The sequence below is a fragment of the Streptomyces sp. NPDC058052 genome (assembly GCF_042885515.1).
Taxonomy (GTDB): Bacteria; Actinomycetota; Actinomycetes; order Streptomycetales; family Streptomycetaceae; genus Streptomyces.
Map to the genome: position 1 here is coordinate 506,640 of NZ_JBHVRX010000001.1, position 23,016 is coordinate 529,655.

The 23,016-nt window shown below is 73.1% G+C and carries 20 protein-coding genes; 10 read left to right on the top strand and 10 right to left on the bottom strand.

Features of this window, described 5'->3' with window-relative positions; genetic code table 11:
- Nucleotides 1–25: 25 nt before the first annotated feature.
- Nucleotides 26–985 carry a bifunctional riboflavin kinase/FAD synthetase gene (locus ACFVU3_RS02460; protein ID WP_390062945.1) on the top strand — a complete coding sequence of 320 codons (960 nt, stop codon included), beginning with the start codon at nucleotides 26–28 and terminating at the stop codon, nucleotides 983–985.
- Nucleotides 986–1,042: 57 nt separating this feature from the next.
- Here ACFVU3_RS02460 and ACFVU3_RS02465 read toward each other — a convergent pair whose 3' ends face one another.
- The 9 genes from ACFVU3_RS02465 to eccE all read right to left on the bottom strand — a co-directional run bounded on the left by ACFVU3_RS02465 (nucleotide 1,043) and on the right by eccE (nucleotide 13,447).
- The gene (locus ACFVU3_RS02465; protein WP_390062946.1) at nucleotides 1,043–2,029 is read right to left on the bottom strand and encodes an ABC transporter ATP-binding protein; all 987 of its coding nucleotides are present in this window, start codon (nucleotides 2,027–2,029) and stop codon (nucleotides 1,043–1,045) included.
- Entirely contained in the window at nucleotides 2,026–2,994 is a 969-nt protein-coding gene (locus ACFVU3_RS02470) for an ABC transporter ATP-binding protein (RefSeq protein ID WP_390062948.1), read from the bottom strand. Before ACFVU3_RS02470 ends, ACFVU3_RS02465 begins: the two co-directional genes overlap by 4 nt.
- Nucleotides 2,991–3,875: an ABC transporter permease gene (locus tag ACFVU3_RS02475; protein ID WP_390062949.1), complete on the bottom strand. Its 885-nt coding sequence runs from the start codon at nucleotides 3,873–3,875 to the stop codon at nucleotides 2,991–2,993. The genes ACFVU3_RS02470 and ACFVU3_RS02475 overlap by 4 nt, the downstream gene beginning before the upstream one ends.
- Complete coding sequence (locus ACFVU3_RS02480) at nucleotides 3,872–4,933, bottom strand: ABC transporter permease (protein ID WP_390062950.1); 1,062 nt, start codon at nucleotides 4,931–4,933, stop codon at nucleotides 3,872–3,874. Before ACFVU3_RS02480 ends, ACFVU3_RS02475 begins: the two co-directional genes overlap by 4 nt.
- Nucleotides 4,934–4,935: 2 nt before the next feature.
- Entirely contained in the window at nucleotides 4,936–6,804 is a 1,869-nt protein-coding gene (locus tag ACFVU3_RS02485) for an ABC transporter substrate-binding protein (RefSeq protein ID WP_390063020.1), read from the bottom strand.
- 200 nt (nucleotides 6,805–7,004) lie between these two features.
- Entirely contained in the window at nucleotides 7,005–10,292 is a 3,288-nt protein-coding gene (locus ACFVU3_RS02490; RefSeq protein WP_390062951.1) for an SCO5717 family growth-regulating ATPase, read from the bottom strand.
- 502 nt (nucleotides 10,293–10,794) lie between these two features.
- The gene (locus tag ACFVU3_RS02495) at nucleotides 10,795–11,028 is read right to left on the bottom strand and encodes a DUF397 domain-containing protein (RefSeq protein ID WP_390062952.1); all 234 of its coding nucleotides are present in this window, start codon (nucleotides 11,026–11,028) and stop codon (nucleotides 10,795–10,797) included.
- Between the two features lie 341 nt (nucleotides 11,029–11,369).
- A complete protein-coding gene (locus ACFVU3_RS02500) occupies nucleotides 11,370–12,089 on the bottom strand; it encodes a hypothetical protein (RefSeq protein ID WP_390062953.1) in 720 nt (239 codons plus the stop codon).
- Nucleotides 12,086–13,447 (bottom strand): type VII secretion protein EccE, encoded by a 1,362-nt coding sequence (eccE, locus tag ACFVU3_RS02505; protein WP_390062954.1) that lies wholly within the window; start codon nucleotides 13,445–13,447, stop codon nucleotides 12,086–12,088. The genes ACFVU3_RS02500 and eccE overlap by 4 nt, the downstream gene beginning before the upstream one ends.
- 181 nt (nucleotides 13,448–13,628) lie before the next feature.
- Here eccE and eccB point away from each other — a divergent pair, with 181 nt between their 5' ends.
- The 9 genes from eccB to ACFVU3_RS02550 all read left to right on the top strand — a co-directional run bounded on the left by eccB (nucleotide 13,629) and on the right by ACFVU3_RS02550 (nucleotide 22,376).
- A complete protein-coding gene (gene eccB, locus ACFVU3_RS02510; RefSeq protein WP_390062955.1) occupies nucleotides 13,629–15,155 on the top strand; it encodes a type VII secretion protein EccB in 1,527 nt (508 codons plus the stop codon).
- Nucleotides 15,152–16,393: a type VII secretion-associated serine protease mycosin gene (gene mycP / locus ACFVU3_RS02515; protein WP_390062956.1), complete on the top strand. Its 1,242-nt coding sequence runs from the start codon at nucleotides 15,152–15,154 to the stop codon at nucleotides 16,391–16,393. Before eccB ends, mycP begins: the two co-directional genes overlap by 4 nt.
- 220 nt (nucleotides 16,394–16,613) lie before the next feature.
- The gene (locus ACFVU3_RS02520) at nucleotides 16,614–17,063 is read left to right on the top strand and encodes a hypothetical protein (RefSeq protein ID WP_390062957.1); all 450 of its coding nucleotides are present in this window, start codon (nucleotides 16,614–16,616) and stop codon (nucleotides 17,061–17,063) included.
- Nucleotides 17,064–17,069: 6 nt separating this feature from the next.
- A complete protein-coding gene (locus tag ACFVU3_RS02525; protein WP_390062958.1) occupies nucleotides 17,070–18,854 on the top strand; it encodes a hypothetical protein in 1,785 nt (594 codons plus the stop codon).
- A 37-nt stretch (nucleotides 18,855–18,891) separates the two neighbouring features.
- A complete protein-coding gene (locus ACFVU3_RS02530) occupies nucleotides 18,892–20,184 on the top strand; it encodes a S8 family serine peptidase (RefSeq protein ID WP_390062960.1) in 1,293 nt (430 codons plus the stop codon).
- A 96-nt stretch (nucleotides 20,185–20,280) separates the two neighbouring features.
- The gene (locus tag ACFVU3_RS02535) at nucleotides 20,281–20,643 is read left to right on the top strand and encodes a WXG100 family type VII secretion target (protein ID WP_390062961.1); all 363 of its coding nucleotides are present in this window, start codon (nucleotides 20,281–20,283) and stop codon (nucleotides 20,641–20,643) included.
- A gap of 62 nt (nucleotides 20,644–20,705) precedes the next feature.
- Nucleotides 20,706–21,005, top strand: a complete 300-nt coding sequence (locus ACFVU3_RS02540; RefSeq protein ID WP_390062962.1) for a WXG100 family type VII secretion target — start codon at nucleotides 20,706–20,708, stop codon at nucleotides 21,003–21,005.
- A gap of 294 nt (nucleotides 21,006–21,299) precedes the next feature.
- The gene (locus ACFVU3_RS02545) at nucleotides 21,300–21,668 is read left to right on the top strand and encodes a hypothetical protein (protein ID WP_390062964.1); all 369 of its coding nucleotides are present in this window, start codon (nucleotides 21,300–21,302) and stop codon (nucleotides 21,666–21,668) included.
- Between the two features lie 72 nt (nucleotides 21,669–21,740).
- Complete coding sequence (locus tag ACFVU3_RS02550) at nucleotides 21,741–22,376, top strand: hypothetical protein (RefSeq protein ID WP_390062966.1); 636 nt, start codon at nucleotides 21,741–21,743, stop codon at nucleotides 22,374–22,376.
- A 98-nt stretch (nucleotides 22,377–22,474) separates the two neighbouring features.
- On the opposite strand, the gene ACFVU3_RS02555 is transcribed toward ACFVU3_RS02550, so the two are convergent.
- Complete coding sequence (locus ACFVU3_RS02555) at nucleotides 22,475–23,008, bottom strand: hypothetical protein (RefSeq protein ID WP_390062968.1); 534 nt, start codon at nucleotides 23,006–23,008, stop codon at nucleotides 22,475–22,477.
- Nucleotides 23,009–23,016 lie beyond the last annotated feature (8 nt).

The following is a 23,016-nucleotide window of genomic DNA, read 5'->3' on the forward strand; positions in this document are numbered from 1 at the left end:
AACAGGCGGACGAGGAGCGGTCACAGTGCAGCGCTGGCGTGGCTTGGAGGACATCCCCCAGGACTGGGGGCGCAGCGTCGTCACCATCGGCTCCTACGACGGTGTGCACCGCGGACACCAGCTGATCATCGGGCGGGCCGTCGAGCGCGCCCGCGAGCTGGGCGTCCCCGCCGTCGTGGTGACCTTCGACCCGCACCCCTCCGAGGTGGTGCGCCCCGGCAGCCATCCGCCGCTGCTCGCCCCGCACCACCGGCGCGCCGAGCTGATGGCCGAGCTGGGCGTGGACGCGGTGCTCGTGCTGCCGTTCACCGCCGAGTTCTCGCAGCTGTCGCCGGCCGACTTCATCGTCAAGGTCCTCGTCGACAAGCTGCACGCGCGGGCGGTCATCGAGGGCCCCAACTTCCGCTTCGGCCACCGGGCCGCGGGCAACGTCGCCTTCCTCACCGAGCTGGGCGCCACCTACGACTACGAGGTCGAGGTGATCGACCTGTACGTGAGCGGCGCCGCCGGCGGCGGACAGCCCTTCTCCTCCACCCTCACCCGCCGGCTGGTCGCCGAGGGCGACATGACCGGCGCCGCCGAGATCCTCGGCCGGCCGCACCGCGTCGAGGGCATCGTCGTGCGCGGCGCGCAGCGCGGCCGCGAGCTGGGCTTCCCCACGGCCAACGTGGAGACCCTGCCGCACACCGCGATCCCCGCCGACGGCGTCTACGCCGGCTGGCTGACCGCGGCCGGCGAGCGGATGCCGGCGGCGATCTCCGTCGGCACCAACCCGCAGTTCGACGGCACCGAACGGACGGTGGAGGCGTACGCGATCGACCGCGAGGGCCTCGACCTGTACGGCCTCCACGTCACCGTCGACTTCCTCGCCTACGTGCGCGGCATGCTCAAGTTCGACACCCTCGACGACCTGCTGGTGGCGATGGCCGCCGACGTCGACAAGTGCCGGGAGCTGACGGCCGCGTACGACGCCGCCGGGGCCTGACCGCCCGGCACCCCCCGCTGCCCGGCACCGGGCGGCGCGCCGCCCGGTGCCGGGCCGTCAGCCCTCGCGGGCCGCCGCCCAGTGGCAGGCCACCCCCCGCTCCCCGCCGCCCGCGCGGAGCACCGGGAGCGCCTCCGTCCGGCACCGGTCGGCGACCGGTGCCGCCTCGCCCGAGGCCAGCACGTGGCAGCGGGCGTGGAAGCGGCAGCCGCCCGGGATCCGGGCCGGGTCCGGCGGCTCGCCGCTCAGCACCACCGGCTCCGTCTCCGACTCCGGGAGCACCGACAGCAGGGCCCGGGTGTACGGGTGCCGGGGCGCCGTGAGGACCGACTCGACCGGGCCCGTCTCCACCACCCGGCCCAGATACATCACCGCCACCCGGTCCGCGATGTTCCAGGCGAGGCCCAGGTCGTGCGTCACCACCAGGGCGGAGAGGCCGAGTTCGTCGCGCAGCCGGAGCAGCAGCGCCAGGATCTCGCCGCGTACCGACGCGTCGAGGGAGGCCACCGGCTCGTCGGCGACGATCAGCTCCGGTTCCAGGACGAGCGCCCCCGCGATCACCACCCGCTGCCGCTGGCCGCCGGACAGCTCGTGCGGATAGCGCAGGAAGAACCGCTCGGGCGGCCGCAGCCCGGCCCGGGCGAGCGCCCCGGCGACCGCCGCGCGCTCCGCGGCCCCGTCCCGGTGCACCCCGTGGATCCGCAGCCCCTCGGCGACCGCCTCGTACACGGTGTGCCGGGGGTTGAGGGAGCCGCTCGGGTCCTGGAGGACGAGCTGGGCGCGGCGGCGGTAGGCCCTCAGCGCCCGGGAGGTGTACGCGAGCGGTTCCCCGGCGAAGGAGACCGTGCCGGCCCGGGGCTTCACCAGGCCGAGGAGCGTCCGGGCCAGCGTCGTCTTGCCGCAGCCGGACTCGCCCACCAGGGCCACGATCTCGCCCGCCCCGATCTCCAGGTCCACCCCGTCGACCGCCCGGGCGGGCGGCGCGCCCCGCCGCCCCGGGAAGGTGACGTGCACCCCGCTCGCCGTCAGCAGCGTCTCCGTCATCCGCGCTCACTCCCCACGTGGACGCAGGCGGCCCGCCGCCCGGCGCCCGCCGCCCGCAGTACCTGGTCGTCCTCGGAGCACTCCGCCACCGCCACCGGGCAGCGCGGGTGGAAGGCGCAGCCGGCCGGCAGCGCCGCCGGGTCCGGCGGGTCGCCCGGAAGGCCGCGCGGCGCCCGCCGCGAGGCCGGGTCCCCGATCCGGGGGAACGCCGACGACAGCGCCCGCCCGTAGGGGTGGGCGGCCGCCCCGTACACCTCGCGGGCCGGGCCCTCCTCGACGATCCGGCCCGCGTACATGACGGCGAGCCGGTCGCAGGTGTCGGCGAGGACCGCCAGGTCGTGGCTGATCATCATCAGGCCGATGGACTCCTCGGCGACCAGCCGCTCGATCAGCCGCAGGATCTGCGCCTGGATCATCACGTCGAGCGCGGTGGTCGGCTCGTCGGCGACGATCAGCCGCGGTTCGCAGGCCAGCGCCATCGCGATCATCACGCGCTGGCGCTGTCCGCCGGAGAGCTCGTGCGGATAGCCGGCGGCCCGGGAGGCGGGGAGGCCGACCTGTTCGAGGAGGGCGGCGACCCGCTTGCGGGCCTGGGCCGGGGTGGCCCGCTGGTGCACCAGGAGCGGTTCGGCGATCTGGTCGCCGATCCGGCGCACGGCGTTCAGCGAGTGCATGGCGCCCTGGAAGACGATCGAGGCGCCCGCCCAGCGGACCGCCCGCAGCCGTCCCCACTTCATGGCGAGGACGTCCTCCCCGTCGAGGAGGATCTCCCCGTCGAGCCGGGCGCTCGCGGGCAGCAGCCGCAGCAGGGCGAGCGCCAGCGTCGACTTCCCGCAGCCGGACTCGCCGGCCACGCCCAGCTTCGACCCGGCCTCCAGCGTGAGGTCCACCCCGCGCACGGCGGGGACGGCACCGTCCCCCGAGCCGTACGTGACCCTCAGATCCCTGATCTCCAGGAGGCTCAACGCCCCACCCCCAGCCTCGGGTTGAGCACGGACTCGACGGCCCGGCCGCAGAGCGTGAAGGCGAGCGCGACCAGCGCGATCGCGATCCCGGGCGGGGCCAGGTACCACCAGTGCCCGGAGGAGACGGCGCCGGCCTCGCGGGCGTCCTGGAGCATGCCGCCCCACGACACCACGGTCGGGTCGCCGAGCCCCAGGAAGGCGAGGGTGGCCTCGGTGAGGATCGCCGCGGAGATGCCGAGCGTGGTCTGCGCGAGGACCAGCGGCATCACGTTCGGCAGCACGTGCCGGGCCATGACGTGCCCGTGGCCGCCGCCGAGCGCGGTGGCCCGCTCGATGTAGGGACGGGACTCGACGGCGATCGTCTGCGCCCGCACCAGCCGGGCGGTCGTCGGCCAGCAGGTGATGCCGATGGCGAGCACCACCGTCCACATCGACCGGGACATGACCGTCGCGAGCACGATCGCCAGGACCAGGGCCGGCATCACCAGGAACCAGTCGGTGATCCGCATGACGACGGTGGACAACCAGCCGCCGTAGTGGCCGGCGAGGACCCCGACGAGGGTGCCGATCGCGACCGACAGGATGGCCGCGAGCAGCCCCACGAGCAGCGAGATCCGGGCTCCCCAGATCAGCAGCCCGAGCAGCGAGCGCCCGAACTGGTCGGTGCCGAGCGGGAACTCCGCGCTCGGCGGTTCCATGGCCGTACCGGGCGCGTTCGTCACCGACTGGACGTCGGCGCCGACGGTCAGCGGCGCGGTGAGCGCGATCAGCGCGATCAGGGCCAGCCCGGCGAGCCCGTACAGGCCCGCCCGGTGGCTCCGGTACGCCTTCCAGAAGCGCGCCGCGGAGCCCCTGCGGCGCTCCCATGCGAGAGAGGTCATCGGCCCACCCGGGGGTCGAGCAGCGGATAGAGCAGGTCGGCGAGGAGGTTCATCAGGATCATCGCTCCGGCGAAGACGACGAACAGGCCCTGGACGAGCGGGAGGTCGGGCACGCTGAGCGCCTGGTAGAAGAGTCCGCCGAGTCCCGGCCAGGAGAAGACGGTCTCCACCAGGATCGAACCGGCCGCCACATGGCCCAGGTTGATGAAGACCATGGTGACGGTCGGCAGCAGCGCGTTCGGCACCGCGTGCCGCCGCCGCACCTCGTCGTCCTTGAGCCCCTTCGCCCGGGCGGTCGTCAGATAGTCGCCGCCCATCTCGTCGAGGAGCGAGGACCGCATGACGAGCAGCGTCTGGGCGTAGCCGACCGCGACCAGCGTCACCACGGGCAGCACGAGGTGGTGGGCGACGTCGAGGGCGTACGCGAAGCCGGTCTCGCCGGTCCCCGACTCCATGCCGCCGGTCGGGAAGAGCCCCGGGACCGGGCCCATGCCCACCGAGAAGACGATGATGAGCAGCAGGCCGAGCCAGAACGACGGCACCGACCACAGGGTCAGCGCGACCCCGGTGCTCACCCGGTCGCCGAGGCCGCCGTGCCGCCACGCCGAGCGGGTGCCGAGCCACAGCCCGAGGGCCGAGTAGAGCACCACGGCGACCCCGGTGAGCAGCAGCGTCGCGGGCAGCTTCGCCGCGATCAGCTCGCCGACCGGGGAGCGGAACTGGAAGGAGGTGCCGAGGTCGCCGGTGAGCGCCTTGGCGCAGTAGTCGGTGAACTGCTGCCACAACGGCAGGTCGAGGCCGAACTGGCGGCGCAGGGTCGCCAGTTGTTCGGCGGAGGTGGGGGCGCCATGGGTCATCGCCTTCACCGGGTCACCGGGGATGATCCGGAAGAGGAAGAAGCTGGTGACCAGGACGGCGAGGAGGGAGACGAGCGCGCCGCCCAGCTTCCCCGCCGCGTGGCGGAGATAGCCGGGGCCGACGCCGGTGCGGGGTGCGCCGTCCGCGGCGCGGGCCTCCTCGGCCCGCGCCACGCCGGCGGGGGTGCTTGCCGTCGTCATCGCTACTCGCGGTCGTCGGCGGTGGCGCGCCGGCGCGTCCGGAGGAGGACGAGTCCGCCGGCGACGACGACCGCGGCCGCTCCGACGCCGATGAGGATCCCGGTCGAGGAGGAGCCGGAGCCGTCACCGGAGCCGGACGCGGAGGCGGCGGGCACGGCCGACCACCAGCTCCAGTAGCCGTCCTGTCCCCACAGGTTTCCGGCGGCCTCGGGCATGGTGGTGATGGACGCGATCTGGTCGGTGCGGTACGCCTCCAGGGCGTTGGGGTAGGCCATGATGTTCATGTACCCCGTGTCGTACAGCCGGGACTGCATCCGCTTGACCAGGTCCGCCCGCTTGGCGGTGTCGTACTCCACCGCCTGCTGGGCGTAGAGGGAGTCGAAGTCCTTGTCGCAGATGAAGTTGTCGGTGGCGCCGGTGTCCTTCGGGGTGGCCGGGAGGGTGCCGCAGGTGTGGATGGACAGCACGTAGTCCGGGTCGGGGTTGACGGACCAGCCGTCGAAGGCGAGGTCGTAGTCGCCCTTGACCCAGGGGTCGGAGACGCTGTCCAGGCACTCGACGGTCAGGCCGATGCCGAGTCCGCCCCACCACTCCTGGAGGTACTTGCCGACCGCCTTGTCGTTGGGGTCGGTGGCGTGACAGAGGATCCGGAAGGAGAGCGGCTTCCCGTCCTTGCCGAGCCGCTTCCCGTCGCCGTTCTTCCGGTACCCGGCGTCGTCGAGGGCCTTCGCGGCGGCCGCCGGGTCGTAGGCCCGCCGCTGGGCGCCCTCCGGCTTCCAGAAGTAGGAGCCGAAGCGGGGCGGGATGTACCCTTCGCCCTCGACGGCGTGCCCCTGGAAGACCTTGTCGACCAGGGTGGCGCGGTCGACGGAGAGGAAGAGCGCCTTGCGGACGGCCGGGTCGAGGAGGGCCGGGTGGCCGTTGCCGAAGGTCTTGCCGTCCTTGGCGCGGGCGCCGGGGTTGGTGGCCAGCGCGTAGAAGCGGCGGCCGGGGGCGTCGTTGACCTTGATGTCCTTCTGCGTCTTCAGCGCCGCCGCCTGGGCGGGCGTCAGGTTCGGGACGAAGGACACCTCGCCCTTCTGGAGGGCGGCGACGGCCGCGTCCCCGTCCTTGTAGTACTTGAAGACCAGCTCGTCGAACTGGGGCGCGCCCCGCCAGAACGTCTTGTTCGGCTTGAGCTTGATGTACTGGTCGACCTTGAAGTCGGTGATGACGAACGGGCCGTTGCCGACGATCGGGAACTGCTGGTCGTTGTTGAACTTCGAGAAGTCGCCGACCTTCTCCCACACGTGCTTCGGCACGATCGGCACGTCCAGCGCGGTCATGGTCGCCTGCGGCTTCTTCAGCCGGATGACGAGCGTCGTCGCGTCGGGCGCGGTGACCTCGGCGAAGTTGGCCGTGAAGCTGCCGTTGGCGGTGGCCGCGTTCGGGTCGGTCATCATCGTGTTGAAGGTCCAGGCCGCGTCCTCGGCGGTGGCCGGCTTCCCGTCGGACCAGGTGGAGTCCTCGCGGATCTTGTACGTCCACGTCAGCTTGTCCGCGGAGGAGGACCACTCGGTCGCGAAGGCCGGGACGGTCCGGGCGTCCTTCGCGTCGTAGTTGGTGAGGTACTCGTAGGCCAGCCGGTGGATGCTGGTCGAGGTGAGCTTCTGGGCCAGGAACGGGCTCAGCGAGTCGATGCTCTGCGAGACGGCCACCGTGAGCGTGGTGCCGCCGGACTTGTCGTCCTCGGCGGCGGCCGTGGTGGCGGGGAGGGCCGCGAGCGAGGCGGTGGCGAGACCGGCGGCGAGCAGCAGCCGGGCGGTCCGGTGGGGCCGGCGGGGCCCGTGGGGCCGGTGGGGGAGCGGACGGGATGGAACCTTCGTGACCATGACCATGGGACGTGACCTCGCGTCGGGGGATCTGTCGTGGAGTCGTGGATCTTGGGCTGACGTCAAGTGAAGCGAAGATGTATCAGCGGTGGTCTGCCGTCGTCAACGATGACTCAAACCCCGTGTGGGCTGCGGGAATGCAAGGAGGCTCCGTACCGGTGAACCGGTACGGAGCCTCATTGGTCTACTCCTGTGACGCCCTACTGCTGAGGGGCTGGCGGCGCCTGCGGGGGCTCCTGCGGCGGGGCCTGCGGAGGCAGCGGCAGGCCGAACGGCTGGCCCGGCGCGGGCGGCTGCCCGTACGGCTGCGCGGGCTGCCCCGGCTGCCCCGGCTGGCCGGAAGTCGCCGCCGGCGGATAGGGCTGCTGTCCGTACGGCTGTCCGGGATACCCGGCTTGACCCGGCATCGGCTCCCCGGGCACCGGCTGACCGGGTGCCTGCTGACCGGGCATCGCCGGGCCGGGCTGCCCCGGATACGGCTGCCCCGGCTGGGGGTACGGCTGCGGCTGACCCTGCGGCGGGTACGGCTGGCCGGGCGCCGGCTGGCCGGGCGCGTACTGGCCGGGCATCGGCCGGCCGGGGTACCCCTGCTGGTCCGGGTGGGGCTGGCCGGGGTACGGCTGCTGCTCCGGGTGGGGCTGGCCAGGGTACGGCTGCTGCTCCGCGTAGGGCTGGCCCGGCGCGGGCGGAGCGCCGTACGGCTGCCCCGGCGCGGGCTGGCCCGGCATCGGCTGGGGGGCGTACTGCCCCGGCATCGGCGGCGCCATGTGCGGCGGCACCCCGCCCTGGCCGTCGCCGGTCCACAGGCCCTGCGCCTGCTGCGCCCGCGCGAAGTCCTCGGCGACCATCGCCGAGAGGTCGAAGTACGCCTCCCGGGTCTTGGGCCGCATCATGTCGAGGTCCACCTCGGCGCCGGCCGCCAGGTGCTCGTCGAAGGGCACCACGATCACCCCGCGGCACCGCGTGCGGAAGTGCTGCACGATGTCCTCGACCTTGATCATCTTGCCGGTCTCGCGGACCCCCGAGATGACCGTGATCGAGCGCTGCACCAGGTCCGCGTACCCGTGCGCCGACAGCCAGTCCAGCGTCGTCGAGGCGCTGGACGCGCCGTCCACGGACGGCGTGGAGATGATGATCAGCTGGTCGGCCAGGTCGAGCACCCCGCGCATGGCGCTGTACAGCAGGCCCGTGCCGGAGTCCGTCAGGATGACCGGGTACTGCTTGCCGAGGACGTCGATCGCCCGCCGGTAGTCCTCGTCGTTGAAGGTCGTCGAGACCGCCGGGTCCACGTCGTTGGCGATGATCTCCAGGCCGGACGGAGCCTGCGAGGTGAACCGGCGGATGTCCATGTACGAGTTGAGGTACGGGATCGCCTGCACCAGGTCGCGGATGGTCGCCCCGGTCTCGCGCCGCACCCGGCGGCCGAGCGTGCCGGCGTCCGGGTTGGCGTCGATCGCCAGGATCTTGTCCTGCCGCTCGGTGGCCAGGGTCGAGCCCAGCGCGGTGGTGGTCGTCGTCTTGCCGACACCGCCCTTGAGGGAGATGACCGCGATCCGGTAGCAGGAGAGCACGGGCGTACGGATCAGGTCCAGCTTCCGCTGCCGCTCCTGCTCCTCCTTCTTGCCGCCCAGCTTGAACCGCGAGGCCGCGCCCGGGTTCCGGCTCGACTTCGCCTTCTGCTTGTTGTTCCGCAGCAGCCGGTCGGAGGAGAGCTCGACGGCCGCGGTGTAGCCGAGCGGGGCGCCCGGCACCGACCGCTCGCGCTGGTCGTGCGTGACCGACTGCGGCCAGGCCGCCCCGGTCCGCGGGTCGACACCCGGCGGGTACCCGTACCCCTCCTGGCCCTGCGGCGGCAGTTCACCGGGCGCGCCCGGACCCTGCGGGTAGCCGTACCCGCCCTGCGCCTGCGGCGGAAGGCCGTAGCCGGCGGGCGCGCCCGGTGCCTGCTCCGGCCCCGGCGCGGGCACCGGAGGCTGCGGCTGCTGACCGGGGTGCGGGTAGCCGTACCCGGCCTGGGCGGCGGCGGGCGGCGGGTAGCCGTACCCGGCGGGCGCGCCGGGAGCCGGGGCCGGAGCGGGCGCCTGCGGAGGCAGACCGGGAGCACCGGGGCCCTGCGGGTACCCGTATCCCCCCTGCGGCGGTACGGCTCCGGGGGCGCCGGCCACCGGCTGCCCGGGCCACTGCGGCGCGGGCTGCGGGGCCTGCGGGGCCGGGGCCTGCTGGGCGTCGGGGGAGGCGGGCGGGAAGTTCGGCGGCAGCGGCGGCAGCGCGCCGCCCGCGGCGGGCGCGCCCGGGAAGGGGCCCGGGGCGCCGGGTGCGGCGCCCGCCTCCGCCGGGGCGCCCTCGGCGGGCAGCGGGGCGGCGGCGGGCAGGGGCGCGGGGACGGCGTCGGCGGGAGCGGCGCCGAGGGGGGCCGCGTCGGCGGGGGCGGGCCGGGGCTCGTCCTCCGCGTCGGCTTCGGCCGCGACCTCGGCCGCGACCTCGGCCTCGGCCTCCGGGGTGGACTCGGGGGCGGACTCGACACCGGTCTCGACGCTGGTCTCGACGTCCGCCTCGACACCGGTTCCGACGCCTGCCTCGACGTCCGTCCCGGCCCCGGTCCCGGCCGGCTCGTCGTGCTCCTCGGCGAGGGCCGCGCCGGCGTCGGTGTCCGTCCCGGCGTCCGTGACCGGGTCCGCGTACGCCTGCGGGGTGGTGTCCGTGAACGAGTCCCCGCCGGCAGGGGCCTCCGCCTCAGGGGCGACGGCCTCCGGGGCCGTTCCGTCGACGCTCGTCCGGGGGTCCGCGACGGCCGCCTCGGCGGCCACCGGCTCCGCGCCGGCCCCGTCGTGGGCGAGGACCGGCGGCACGTCGGCGCGGGCCAGGCCCGCGGCCTCGGGGGAGCCCGGCAGGGGGCCGGCCTCCGGCGCGGGGGCCGGCTGCGCGGCCGCGTCCGGACGCAGCGAGGCGGGGTTGAAGCGCATGGTGGCGCCGCTCTCCACCTCGCCGCCGCCGAAGGGCGCGGCGGGGGAGGGAGCGGGGGCCGGGGCGGGCGCCGGTACGGGCGCGGGCAGCGGGTAGGCCGACGGCGCGACGGGCGTGCCGGCCTCGGGGCCGTACCCCCCGTACGGCCCGGGCGCGGGAGGCTGCTGACCGGGGACCTGACCGTGGACCTGACCGTGGACCTGACCGTGGACCTGGCCGGGCGCCTGGCCCGCGATCTGGCCGGGGGCCTGACCCGGGACCTGGCCCGGCGCCGGCGGCGGGGTGTGCGTCCAGGCGGGCTGCTGGAAGCCGGCCGGGGGCACCCCGGGCACCGGGACCGGCGCACCCGTCGGAGGCGGGGGAGTCACACCGGCGCCCCCCGGGCCGCCCGGCGCGTTCTGCGTGTACCAGGCCGGCGGGGTGTAGTCGATGGTGAACTCACCCGTCATCTCGGCGGGATCCGCGTCGGACTCGTCGGCGGGCACGTTCCAGCCCCCGCGGATGTCGTCGCGATCGCCGTTCACTTTGCCTCCTGGTGTGGTCGAGCACCCTTGTGCCGTCGTGCGTCGGAGCCACCGTTCACTGCCGATCGGGCGGGCTCTCCCCTCGGACCCGGCGAACGTTCCGAGGGATCCTCCGCCGCGTCCCCACCCACCCTAAACGTCCGCAACGCCACCGCGGCAGGCCCGTCCTCTCCCGGAGCCCCTCCCTCCGGCAGGGAGCGCGGCCCGGGTGACGCCGGGGCGGCGGAGCGTGAGGAAGCATGCGGGGCGAAACCGTACAAGACGGAGCAACACGGAGGAATTCCCACGGTCTTGTGTGCTTCCGCCCGCCCCGCGCCCCGCCCGTCCCGCCCGCTCCGTCCGTCCCGCGGGTCCCGCCTGCTCCGCCCGCTCCGCTCGCCCCTCGCGTCCCGGCGTGGCCCGGACGGGTGACGCGACGAACCGGCGGTCGCGCACCCCGCGGCGGGGTGCGCGACCGCCGGTCCGACGCTGGCCCCGCCGCGGACGGGCGGGGCCGCCACGTTCAGCGCAGGTCGAACTCGCCGTCCCGCGCGCCGAGCACGAACGCCCGCCACTCCGCCTCCGTGTACCGCAGCACGGTGCCGTGGTCCAGCGAGGAGCGCATGGCGACGGCACCACCCGGCAGATGGGCGATCTCGACGCGCTCCTCGTCCGGGCTGGTGCCGGGGGCGCCGATCCACTCCACACCCGCGATGTCGAGGGCGTACAACTCGTCCTTCTCCTGCGCGCTCCCCATGGGAGTTCCTTTCGCTCACGGCCTGTCGGCGGACCATGTGTCCCGTGGCGCAGGGCAGTTGGGCCCGCCCCGCGCCACCAGGAGAAATACTAGGGAACCGGCCCCCGCGCGGGGGCGGCTTCGGCCGATCGCGCCCCGGGCCACGGCACCGGCGGACGGGATCCGTCCGGTCCGGCAGACCTCGCTCCGCCCCGTTGACTCGTTCCGCCCCCCCCGGGATCCGATCCACCCCCTGGGACGTCGATCCGCCCCCCCGGGACGTCGATCCGCCCCCCGGGACGTCGATGCGCCTCCCCGGGGACGTCGATCCGTCTCCCGGGACTCGTTCCGTCCCCCGTACCTCAGTCCATCCGGCGGGCCGTGCCGAGCAGGCCCGACTCCGCGTCCGTGGCGTTGGTGATGACCCAGTGCCGCTCGGCACCCGCGCACCACAGCGTCACGCCGTCGCCGAGCGTCGGCAGCGCGTCCACCTCGTTCCGCGTCAGGCCCAGGATCCGGCCGGTCTGCTGGGCCTCCTGCGGCGAGACCCGCTGGACGCCGACGAGCGTGGCCGCGCGCATCAGCCGCGGGGCGACCGGGCTCAAGTACGGCAGCAGGGTCAGCACCGACTGCCACGGCGAGGACACCACCCGCCCGCGCGGCGGCCGCATGCCGCAGTCCCGCACCACCACGGCCGGGCTGCCGACCGTCGCGCCCAGCGGCGGCACCCGGCCCACGTCATGGAGCGTGATGCACTCCAGGCCCGCGCCCGCCGCCTGCGCGAGCCCCACCCACGCGTGCGGGCGGCCGGTCTCCACGACGACCCGGGAGCCGGTGGCGGCCGCGCGCAGCGCCAGCACCTGCGCCGTCCACAGACCGCCGATCAGGAGGACGTCGTACGGCGTCGACCGGTGGAAGCCCACCAGCTGAGAGCGCCCCTCGGAGTCCTCCCCGATGACCACGCCGTCGTCGCCCACCGGGAGGGAGAGCGCCCCGAGTTCGGCCGACGGGACCGTGTGCCCCGCGTGCCGCGGGCCGATCAGACCGCGCAGCCCCTTCACCGCTCCACCGCGTCCCCTCATCGGGCACCTCCGAGGGGCATCGTCGCCAGCACGCCCGGCAGCTGCTCGCGGTCCAGCCGCAGCAGGCCGACCTTCGCGGTGCGCGCCGCCTGCTCCAGCGTCCGGCGGACCCGGACCAGTTCGTTGTCGGAGCCACCGGTGACCCGGACGTGGCCGCCGACCTCCATGGCGCCCTGACGCGTCCCGCGCCGGACGGTGAGACTGAACGTCGTGGCGTACGCGGGCACCGACGTCAGCAGCGAGACCAGCCGCGGCAGCGGCGCCGCGCCCCGCCCGAGCTCGGGCCAGCGCCCGACCGCGTACGTGGTGTGCCAGCGGTCGTCGCACCGCCAGACCCGGGACGTCTCGGCCGTCCGCCGCTGCGGGGCGGCGTCGGCCCGGCCCGCCCGTGCGGCCGCGTGCGGACTCGTGCAGGCCGCCGTCGCGATCGTCGAGTTGACTTCTTCCTGGTCCAGGACGACCGCCTGGAAGCCGGCGCCGGTGATCCGGCTCGCCAGATGGTCCGCGATCCGCACCAGGCAGCGCTGCGCGCCCTCCAGACCGCCGCCGCGCGCCGCGACCGCCTCCTTGCAGCGCTCGGGGTCCAGCTTCACCGCCACCCAGGTCAGCCGCAGGGCGGGCGCCCCGGTCCGCTCCTGGAGGGGCGCGTACGAGAGCCGGGCCACCGACTGCTGGGGGAGGTGCGGCGCCGGCGCCGGACGCACCTGCTGCACCAGCTGCACCGACTCCACCACGATGTCGTCGACCTCCAGCGCGTCACCCAGCAGGGTCAGCGGGAAGGCGCGGGCACCGAAGACCGGCCGCAGCGCCGAACCGCTCGCCTCGACGCGCAGCACCGCGGTGAGGAACGAGCCGTCGCCGAGCATGCCGACCGTGCGGTGGTTCCGGTCGACGTACGGCTGCGCGCCGAAGCCGCGGACGCTCTCGGTCACCGGGGCGAGGGAGGGGTCCGCGTCGGGCGCGGAGGGCGCGGTGTCCCGCCGGCGCGACCGCAGCGCGAGCGCGGTCGCCATCCAGTCCTGCACGGCCTGGCCGCGGCGCCGTATCACTGCGAGGAGCACGAGGACGCCGGCGGCGACGCACGTCGGGACCAGCCAGAGGCCGCCCAGCACGAAGCCGACGGCCACCAGGGCCAGCGCCGACTCCACCAGCACCAGCTGACGGAGCTGCACCGGACCGACCCGGCCGGTGCGCGACAGCGGCCGGAGCGTCGTCGTCGCGGGAACGGCCTGCGGGCCCCCCGGACCCGGCGCGCCGGCACGCGTCTCCGCGCGCTCGTTGCTGCGTTGCCGTCGGGAAGATTGAGGCGCTCGGCCGCTGGTCCGCCGCCCGTCGCGCGCACGCGTCGCCGTACCCATCGCCGCGTTGCCCCCTCGTGTCCGTAATAGCCGAATTCCCCTGGGCGTTGACCGGGCGATCACCCTACCTGAGCGGTGAGACACGGGTGCCGCCAGGCATAGTAGGGGGCGGCGGGACGGCTGACGGACTCGCCGAGTGTGGCAACCTGGTCGGCCGGCGGGGAGAGGGACGACACAACAGATGGCATCACGACGGGACGAACTGAACGCCTACACCTTCGCGAAGCGGAGATTGGTCGCGCAGTTCGTGCAGCCGAACTCGACGGGTTCCGAGGAGGGCGCGCCGCGCCCGCTGCGCGCGGTGGTGCCGGGCGCCATCGTCGGCGTGGTGATCCTCGCGGTTTTCGGGGCCTGGGGCATGTTCAAACCCGTCGCCCCCAAGGACTGGGACAAGCCCGGCCAGAACGTGATCATCGCTGACAAGTCGACCACCCGGTACGTGGTCCTCAAGACCGGCGACAAGGTCCAGCTCCACCCCGTCCTCAACATGTCGTCGGCGAAGCTCCTGCTCGACCCCGACAAGGACAAGATCATCACCGTCGCGGAGTCCGTGCTCGACAACGGCAAGATCCCGCACGGCGCCACCCTCGGCATCCCCTACGCCCCCGACCGGCTCCCCGCCGAGAAGGAGGCCGGCGCCGCCAAGCGCTGGGCCGTCTGCGAGCGCCCCGGCGAAGGCGGCCGGGCCATCCAGAAGGCCGCCTTCGTCCTCGCCGCCCGCGAGGAGGCCAGGACCGACGGCCCCGAGCGGCTCACCGGCGGCCAGCTCCTCTACGTCGAGGGCCCGGACCGCACCCGCTACGTCGTCGACGCCCTGGGGACCGCGTACCCCGTCGAGAAGGACGAGCTGCTGCTGCGTCAGCTCGTCGGCCAGGGCCGTGTCGCCCAGCGCGTCTCGGAGGCGTGGCTGAACACCCTCCACAAGGGCGACACCATCTCCTTCCCCCGCGTCCCGGGCGAGCCCGGCGCCACCTCCGGCGCGAGCGGTCTGGCGCCCGAGTTCGCCAAGGTCGGCATGGTGCTCTCCGCGACCGACGGCACCCGGCAGCAGATGTACGTGGTGCTCCAGGACCGGGTCGCGCCCGTCTCGGACTTCACCGCCAAGCTGCTCCTCAACAGCCGTCAGCTCGTCTCCCTCGGCCAGGCCGGCCAGGCCACCAAGCTCAGCGGCGGCGCCTTCCAGTCGCCGGGCGACACCTTCGGCGGGGACAAGAAGTGGCCGACGGCCGCCCCTGTACCCGTCAACGAGGCGGGCACCGGCGAGGGCAGCCGCAACACCGTCTGCAACGTGCTCCGCGCGGTCGACGAGGACAACGGCGCCACCACGCTGAGCACCTGGGCCGGCAAGGACTTCCCCGCCATGCTGCCGACCGGCTCCAGCAGCGCGTACGTGACCCCCGGATCGGGCCAGCTCTTCCGCCAGTTCAAGGGATCCACCACCTCCAGCGGCTTCCTCTTCCTCGTCACCGACACCGGCCTGCGCTACGCGATGCAGTCCAACGGCGACACCGCCACCGACGACTCCGGCATCGGCTCCTCCGGCTCGGAGGAGGAGAAGCAGGCCCGGCAGGCGGAGGCCCAGCAGGCGCAGAACCGCCTCGGCTACAAGAACATCGAGCCGCTCCCCGTCCCCGCCGAGTGGTCCACCTTCCTGCCCACCGGCCCCCGCCTCTCCACCGGCGGCGCACGCCAGCCGCAGGGCTCATGAGGACGCCCCCGCGCCCGTCCCGGCGCCCCCTGGTCGTCCTGGCCGCGACGACGCTCTGCGCCCTCGGCCTGCCCCTCTCCACGGCGGCCGCGGACGAGGGCCAGTGCACCTACCCCAGCAAGATGTACGAGGGCCGGCCCTGGTCGCTCCAGCGCGTGCTGCTCGACGAGGTGTGGGCCCAGTCCACCGGCAAGAACGTCCGCGTCGCCGTCATCGACACCGGCGTCGACATGAAGAACCCCCAGCTCGCCAAGGCCGTCGACGCCAAGGCCGGCATCAACCTGATCCCGAAGGACGTCAAGGACGCCAACGGGTACAAGCTGAAGCGCGGCAAGGAGAACGGCACCACCGACACCGTCGGCCACGGCACCAAGGTGGCCGGCATCATCGCCGCCCGCCCCGTCAAGGGCACCGGCTTCGTCGGCCTGGCCCCGGACGCCACGATCATCCCCATCCAGCAGAACGACGCCGACGGCAACGGCACCGCGACGACGCTCGCGACGGCGATCCGCCACGCCATCGCCAAGAACGCGGACGTGATCAACATCTCCCAGGACACGGCGAACGCCGTGAAGCCCACGCCGCTCCTGGAACAGGCCGTCCAGGCCGCCCTGGACGAGGAGATCGTCGTCGTCGCCTCGGCGGGCAACGACGGCCTGGGCGGCAACGTCAAGGCCACCTACCCGGCCTCGTACAAGGGCGTCCTCGCCGTCGCCGCGTCGGACCGCAACAACGAACGCGCCCAGTTCTCCCAGTCCGGCGACTTCGTCGGCGTGGCGGCGCCCGGCGTCGACATGGTCTCCACCGTCCCCGGCGGCGGCCACTGCGCCGACAACGGCACCAGCTTCTCCGCCCCGTACGTCGCCGGCCTCGCCGCCCTGATCAAGGGCGAGCACGGGGATTGGACCCAGGAACAGATCGTCGCCCAGATCCAGCAGACCGCCGAACGCTCCGTCGCCGGCCACGACCGCCTCGTCGGCTGGGGCGTCGTCGACCCCGTCCGGGCCCTGACCGAGGACGACAAGCCCATCGAGAAGCCCGTCGCCCACGAGGGCGTCACCCGCGCCGAGGCCCCGACCCCGGCCGCCCTCCACCTCGGCGAGACCCCCGAACAGCGCGCCGCCCGCCTGGCGACCTACGTCGTCGTCAGCGGAGGGGTCCTGGTCGCGGCCATCGCCGGGACGGCGGTCGCCCTGCGGGACCACCGGCGGAGGCGCGCTGCCACAGCGGGCCGGTGATCATTGCAGACGCACACGGCTGATAGCGTCGAACATGACAAACGAACTGTAGAAGTCTCGTGACGAACAAGAGACTTGGGCCTGTCAGTCGCAATCACTAGAGTGGTAAGCGCGTGATCGGTGGATGGCGAGTCGCCACGATCGCAATGCAGGACAGCAGGAGCAAACGGGGAGGATTGGCTCGTGTTCGAGGTAACGGGTGACGGGGGCGGGGGCGACTGTGGCGAGTAACCTTGAGCTCGGCGTCGGCGAGCTGAAGAAGTTCCGTGACAAGGTCGACGGGGTCATCACGGAGCTGGAGGCGAGCGCGGGCGGAGCCTCGAAGCTGGGCCAGAACCGCGTGACGCGCGCCTCGCTCGGCACCGGCATGGCCTTCGCCGAGGCGGACGGCTTCTTCACCGAGTACGAGCGCGTCCACAGCTCGCTCGTGGCCCTGTCGAAGTCCCTCAGCGGCCAGATCGAACTCCTCCAGATCGGCGTCCACGCCGCGGATGTCGGCTACAGCAACGTCGAAGAGGACCAGCGCCGGCGGTTCCACGACATCCGCGCCCGCCTGAGCGAAGAGCGCGCCGAGGCCATCAAGCGCGAAGAGGAAGCGCGGAGCAAGAAGCCCACGCAGCCCGCGCAGGAGAGCCAGAACTCCGGCACCGTCGCGAAGAACATGAGGTGACGACCGATGAGTGACGAGAAGAACCCGAACCCGAGCACGCCCCCGCAGCCGGAGCTGACGCCGCAGGAGCAGGCGCAGGCGAAGGACACCGCGGACATCAACGCGGTCTACGCGACGACGAACGTCCTGGAGAAGCTGGACGAGATCCTCCCCTTCGGCTTCGGCCCCAAGGGCAGCGTCTTCGGCTCGACGTCCTTCGAGGGCGCCCGTCTCAACGACATGCTCGACCTCTTGGAGAGCGCCAACCCCTCCGACCTGGAGCAGGCCGGCGAGGCCCTGGAGAACGCCACGAAGTCCCTCAACGCGGCGGCCAAGGAGCTGAACAGCTTCGTCGCCGGCGTCGAGTGGAAGGGCGAGGCCGCCGTCGAGTTCCAGCGCTACGGCTCCGAGGTCGTCACCTACGCCTGGGACATCGGCAAGGTCGCCAACGCCGTCGGCTCCCAGATGAAGGTGGCCAGCACCGGCCTGACGTCGGTCCGCAACGCCAAGCCGCCGCGCGACAACCGCCTCGTCCAGAAGAAGCCCACGGACTTCACCGAGGTCGAGAAGGTCGAGAAGAACGAGGACTACCAGAAGGCGGTCCGGGCGGAGAAGGACCGCCAGGAGGCCATCAACCAGATGAACCGCCTGGCGTCGTTCTACGCGGTGTCGCAGAGCACGCTGTTCGGGCAGGAGCTGCCGAAGCCGCCGGAGGCGTACAAGGCGGCGGTTCCGATGCCGACCAAGGACTACTTCGGGACCGGGGAGTCCGGAACGTCCGGCTCGGGATCGTCCCGTGAGGGCCTGTCGAGGGAGTCCTCCGGGCACATCAGCACCGTCGAGGACCGCACCACCCAGACGATGCCCCGCACCGGCGACCAGCTCGACGGATCCGACCCGATCCGAGAGAAGCCCACGGACGACACGAAGGTCCAGATCGACACGGTCCGGACGCCTCCGCCGCCCACGCAGCTCCCGAACGCCCCGACCATCCCGACCGCGCCCACCAACACGCCGCCCCCGACCGGGCCCGGGATGCCTCCGCCGCTGACGCTCGGCACCCCGCCGCGCACCGGCGCGCCCAAGGCCCCCGTGAACCAGGGGCCGCGGACCGCCACCGGCCGGACGGGCTTCGGCCGGACGGTCGGACCGACGACCCAGCCGGCCGTCGGCCGCACCGGCGGACCGAAGGGCCCCCAGGCGATGGGCCGGACGACCGGCCCCACGACCTCCCCCGCGGTGGGCAGGCCGGGCAACCCGACGAACTCGCCGCCGATGGGACGGTCCGGGAATCCGGCGACCTCCCCGACGACGGGCCGCACCAACAACCCCATGGGACGCGCCGGCGGGCCTCCGGCCACGTCCCAGTCCACGCAGGCGGGGCGTGCCGCGCCCCAGACCGGCCGTGCCGGACAGCCCGCCACCGGGCGTACGGCCGGCGGCCGGGCCAACCCCATCATGGGCGGCACCCAGCAGCGTGCCACCGGCGGGAGTACCGGCTCGCGGATCCCGAGGGGCACCGTCGTCGGCAGCGAGGGCCCCGCCGCGGGCCGCGCGGCCGGGGCGCGTCCCAGCCAGGCCGGCGTGGTCGGTGCCAACAACGCCAAGGCGGCGCCGCGTCCCGCCGGCCGTGGCACCCCCAGCTCCAACGGAGTGGTGGGGACGCCCCGGGGCATGGGCGGCCGCGGCACCCAGCGTCTGGGCCGTGAGGAACAGGAACGGGAAGGCTCTTCGCGCCCCGACTACCTGACGGAGGACGAAGAGACCTGGAACAACCGTCGGCGCGGCGCCGTGCCGCCGGTGATCGACTAACCACGCGGAAGGCTCGGAAGTCAGGATGACGGCAGGAATGATCGAGGGCGGCAGGCTCCGGCGAGCGCTGCTCGGCACCACGGCGACCGTGGTGCTGGCGACGGCTCTCGTCGGGGTCGCTCCGACGGCAGTCGCTGCCGACGCGCGGTCGCAGCAGTGGTACCTGGACGCCATGGGCGCCGAGGACATCTGGAAGAAGTCGACCGGTGCGGGGATCACGGTCGCCGTCATCGACAGCGGAGTCGATCCCGACACCCCCTCGCTCAAGGGCAAGGTACTCAAGGGCTGGGACGCCGCCGAAGCCAAGGGTGACGAGACGGACGACTATGACGGCCATGGGACGACCATCGCCGAGATCATTGTCGGCTCCGGGGCGCAGGGCAGCCTCAGGGGTCTCGCGCCGGGTGCCAAGGTGATCCCCTATCGGGTCAGCAATACCGAGCTCCAGAACGAGCAGGCCGTCAATGCCTTCGACATGTCGGAGGCGATCAAGGCCGCGGCTGACAGTGACGCGCAGGTCATCAATGTGTCCTTCGGTAGCGAGTACTACAGCGAAGAGATCCTGCAATCGGTCCAGTACGCCCACAAGAAGGGCAAGTTGATCTTCGCGGCCTCGGGCAATGACGCGCTCAAGGACAACAAGAAGCGCTACCCGGCGAGTTATCCCGAAGTCGTCGCCGTCGCCGCGACCACTCAGGACGGCGTCGTGGCCGACTACTCGCAGTACGGTGACTACATCGACCTCGCCGCACCCGGCAGCCGTATTCCCGGATACTGCGACAAGAGCCTCACGAAGTACTGCGTGAGCGACGGCACCAGCTTCTCCGCCGCCCTCGCCTCCGCCTCCGCCGCCCTCATCTGGTCCGCGCACCCCGACTGGACCGGAAGCCAGGTCCTCCGCGTCATGTTCGAGTCGGCGGGCCGTGGTGACGACTGGAAGCCGGGCACGGTCAGCACCAAGGCCGGTCACGGCGTGGTCCGTCCCAACGCGCACATCAACCGTGGCGTCGGCAAGCCGGGCGACCCGAACATCAGCCCCCTGACCAACGAACCCACGGGCGGAGCCGCCGCCGGCGGCGCGACGCCGTCCACGGCCCCCTCGGCGACCGCCTCCGCCTCCGCACCGGCCGGCGAGTCCTCCGGGGCCCCGTCCGCAACAGCTTCGACACAAGCGCCCGACGGCAAGGCGACGTCCGGCACGGCTGTGGCAGGCTCCAGCGAGAGCGCGGAGAGCGGCGGCCGGACGGGGATCATCATCGGCGCCGTGGCGGCCGTGGTCGTCCTCGCGGGCGTGGGCGTCGTGATCGCCCGCAAGCGCCGTACGGCCTGACGCCGGCCCGGTGTCAGGCCCCCCACCCACCGAACCGCGTCCGCGTGAACCTGCGGACGTGGCCTCAATGAGAACCCGAGAAAGGGAGAGCGACACATGTCAGTCTTGAAGGTTGGCGATCAGAGTCTCAAGGATTTCCAGGACGAGCTCACCCGCAAGTTCGATGACGTGAAGGGCCAGCTGACGGCCCTCCAGGGCGTCATCGACAGCCTCGAAGGCCGCTGGAAGGGCATCGGCGCCGGCGCGTTCGACGCCAAGCAGACCGAGATCAACCAGGGCATGGTGCGCATCGCCAAGCTCATGCTGAACTTCCAGGAGGCCATCCAGGTCACCCGGACCACGTCCGGCAACACCGACGACGAGGTCGACGCCGCCCTGCGCGGCATCGACGTCACCGCGGGCTTCTCCGGCGACGCGGGCGCCGAGAAGGCGGCCCGTTCGGGCATCGCCGGCCTCTGACGTCCGCGTCGGAGCCACCGCACCACTCCACCTGAACGACACCATCCAGACCCGGAGGGACCATGGCTGCCAACAACGACGGCCTCATGCTCGTCACGTACGCCTCGCTCGACGACGCTGCGAACCAGATCGACAAGCAGGCGAAGCGCCTGGACGAGGCCCTGGAGGCCATCCAGACGAAGATCCGCTCGGTCTCCAGCACCTGGGAGGGTGAGGCGAAGACCGCCGCCGACGGCGCTCACCTCAAGTGGGACCAGGAGACGCGCGCGATCCACAACGCGCTGCAGGGCATCTCCAAGGCCGTCCGCCAGGCCGCCCCGGCCTACCAGGCCGGCGACAAGCGGGCCGCGGGCTTCTTCTAGACAGAAGCGCACAACGGCAACACAGGGTGGGCGTGCACGGGAGGCGCCCACCCTGTCGCGTGTTCGGGATCGCACACACATCGGGAGCGACCGGAAGCGGATGCGCCAACGCCCTTGTCATGGGCTGGAACTGGCCGCGATAGCACCTGCGAACGCATTCTTCCCTCGCTAGGTTGGACCCGGCGACGTTCGGGCACCGACGGGGGAGAGGCGCTGCGATGGGGTGGGACGACCGAGGAGGCGAACAAGTCCCTCGCCCGGTCGGGGGACTGGGTCACCTACGCGGTGGGCGCCGTGATCACCGGCGGTATCGCGGCCATCCCCGTGCCCGGCGCGACAGCCGGCGCCATCGCCTTCGCCCCGGTCGCCACCGAGGTCGCCGGCGAAGCCCTGAGCACCTTCCTCGGCCAGGAGATCGACAAGAGCGTGGAGAAGGGCGAGGAGAAGTCGGCGGAGAAGGCCCAGCAGACCAGCGCGGACTTCTACGAAGCGGGCGTCAGCAGCATCGCGGACAGCTACAAGAAGTATGTCGACGAGGGGAGTCTGGCCGCCGAGCAGGCGGACTCCCAGGACATCATGAGGGAGCTGGAGGACACCTACGTGGGTCTGGGGGCGGGGGAGAACGACCACCGCGGACGTCCGCCGTCGGAGAAGGAGGACTGAGGCCCCGTGGTACGCATCGGTACGCATCGACCGCGCCGGCCATCGGGCCCCGTCCCGCGATGGCCCGCACTCATGGCGCTCGTCGCGGTCGGGCTCTCCGGCTGCTCGCAGGAGCCGGAGGAACCCCCGGCACCGGCCGCCACATCGGCGGCGCGCGTGTGCGACGGAGCCTTCGACGCGCCGGCGGCGAAGGCGTTGGAGCGCATCGGCGGCACGGAAGGCTTCTACGAAGCGGCGGGGGAGACCTCTGACGGGGAGCGGCGCACCTTCGCGTTCTCCAGAGCGGCGGCAAGCCTCCGCAGCGGTCCCCCGAAGTACACCGGATGCGCCATCCGCCGGGCGAACGCCGGGAAGGACTCCCGCCCGATCAGTTTCTGGATCGAGGCGAGGGAGCGCCCGCCCCGGAAGGAGGATGCCGGCGGAGAGCCCGACAGCGTCGCGTACTACCCCTTGGGCGTCCACGCCGAAACAAGGGACGGAGACTCGGCACTGCTGTTCTTCCGGTGCCGGACGGGCAACACCGAACGGAGCTATCCGTACCTCGCGGTTCAGATGGTCGACCTGAGCACCGAGTCGGCGGAGCGCACCACGAGCAGGGACCGGATGACCGTCCTCGCCTCGTTCTCCCGCACCCTCGCCGACAGCATGGGCTGCGCCGACGAGGCCCGCCTCCCCCAGCAGGTCCCCGCCCCCGGGACCCCCTGGTGACCTGAGTCGGATATTCGCCGCCTACTGCCGGCTAATCTCCGACTCAGATCACCAGGCACCTCCTGCTCGTCGCAGGGCGCGGCGGTTCCCCCGCGCCGTCACCCGCACCCGCCGGCCGACACCTCGGCGTCCAGCTCGTACCGGCGGTCGTCCAGGTGGGCGTACTTCGGCGGGGCCTGTCCGGGCACGGGGTGGGCCGTCACCGTGAGGCAGGTGCCGTCCACCTCGTACCGTTCCGTGTCACCGGTCCCGGAGACCAGGGTCACGGCGTGCGTCTCGCCGGGCCTCCGGATCTCGTCCTCGATGTACTCGCCCCAGGATCCCTCGCCGACGGTGAACCTCAGCCTCGGCTGTTCCTCCAGGTGCCCGGCCACGGCCCGCAGCTCTCCGGTGGAGACGGCCCCGCCGCCCCGGGACCAGGCTTGCGCCTCCTGGAAGGAGGCGACGCACTGCCAGGCGGTCGCCGCCGCCAGGATCGCGAACACCCAGCGCGGGCCGCGGTGGCGTGCGCGCAGGGCGGCCCGGTCCTCGGGGGTGCGGGGGCGCCGGAAGAAGCCGTCCGCCCTCTCCAGGCCACCGCACGCCAGGGCCGCGAACAGCACCGCCATGCCCCCGAACACGAACGCTGTCATCCGCATCC

Bases quoted from the DNA above. Each gene is read 5' to 3' on its own strand.
- mycP (WP_390062956.1), top strand. From the start codon at position 15,152: ATGAGGACGCCCCCGCGCCCGTCCCGGCGCCCCCTGGTCGTCCTGGCC.
- eccE (WP_390062954.1), bottom strand. From the start codon at position 13,447: ATGGGTACGGCGACGCGTGCGCGCGACGGGCGGCGGACCAGCGGCCGA.
- ACFVU3_RS02495 (WP_390062952.1), bottom strand. From the start codon at position 11,028: ATGGGGAGCGCGCAGGAGAAGGACGAGTTGTACGCCCTCGACATCGCG.
- ACFVU3_RS02485 (WP_390063020.1), bottom strand. From the start codon at position 6,804: ATGGTCACGAAGGTTCCATCCCGTCCGCTCCCCCACCGGCCCCACGGG.
- ACFVU3_RS02500 (WP_390062953.1), bottom strand. From the start codon at position 12,089: ATGAGGGGACGCGGTGGAGCGGTGAAGGGGCTGCGCGGTCTGATCGGC.
- ACFVU3_RS02535 (WP_390062961.1), top strand. From the start codon at position 20,281: ATGTCAGTCTTGAAGGTTGGCGATCAGAGTCTCAAGGATTTCCAGGAC.
- ACFVU3_RS02530 (WP_390062960.1), top strand. From the start codon at position 18,892: ATGATCGAGGGCGGCAGGCTCCGGCGAGCGCTGCTCGGCACCACGGCG.
- ACFVU3_RS02525 (WP_390062958.1), top strand. From the start codon at position 17,070: ATGAGTGACGAGAAGAACCCGAACCCGAGCACGCCCCCGCAGCCGGAG.
- ACFVU3_RS02465 (WP_390062946.1), bottom strand. From the start codon at position 2,029: ATGACGGAGACGCTGCTGACGGCGAGCGGGGTGCACGTCACCTTCCCG.
- ACFVU3_RS02555 (WP_390062968.1), bottom strand. From the start codon at position 23,008: ATGACAGCGTTCGTGTTCGGGGGCATGGCGGTGCTGTTCGCGGCCCTG.
- ACFVU3_RS02550 (WP_390062966.1), top strand. From the start codon at position 21,741: ATGGCGCTCGTCGCGGTCGGGCTCTCCGGCTGCTCGCAGGAGCCGGAG.
- eccB (WP_390062955.1), top strand. From the start codon at position 13,629: ATGGCATCACGACGGGACGAACTGAACGCCTACACCTTCGCGAAGCGG.
- ACFVU3_RS02480 (WP_390062950.1), bottom strand. From the start codon at position 4,933: ATGACGACGGCAAGCACCCCCGCCGGCGTGGCGCGGGCCGAGGAGGCC.
- ACFVU3_RS02475 (WP_390062949.1), bottom strand. From the start codon at position 3,875: ATGACCTCTCTCGCATGGGAGCGCCGCAGGGGCTCCGCGGCGCGCTTC.
- ACFVU3_RS02540 (WP_390062962.1), top strand. From the start codon at position 20,706: ATGGCTGCCAACAACGACGGCCTCATGCTCGTCACGTACGCCTCGCTC.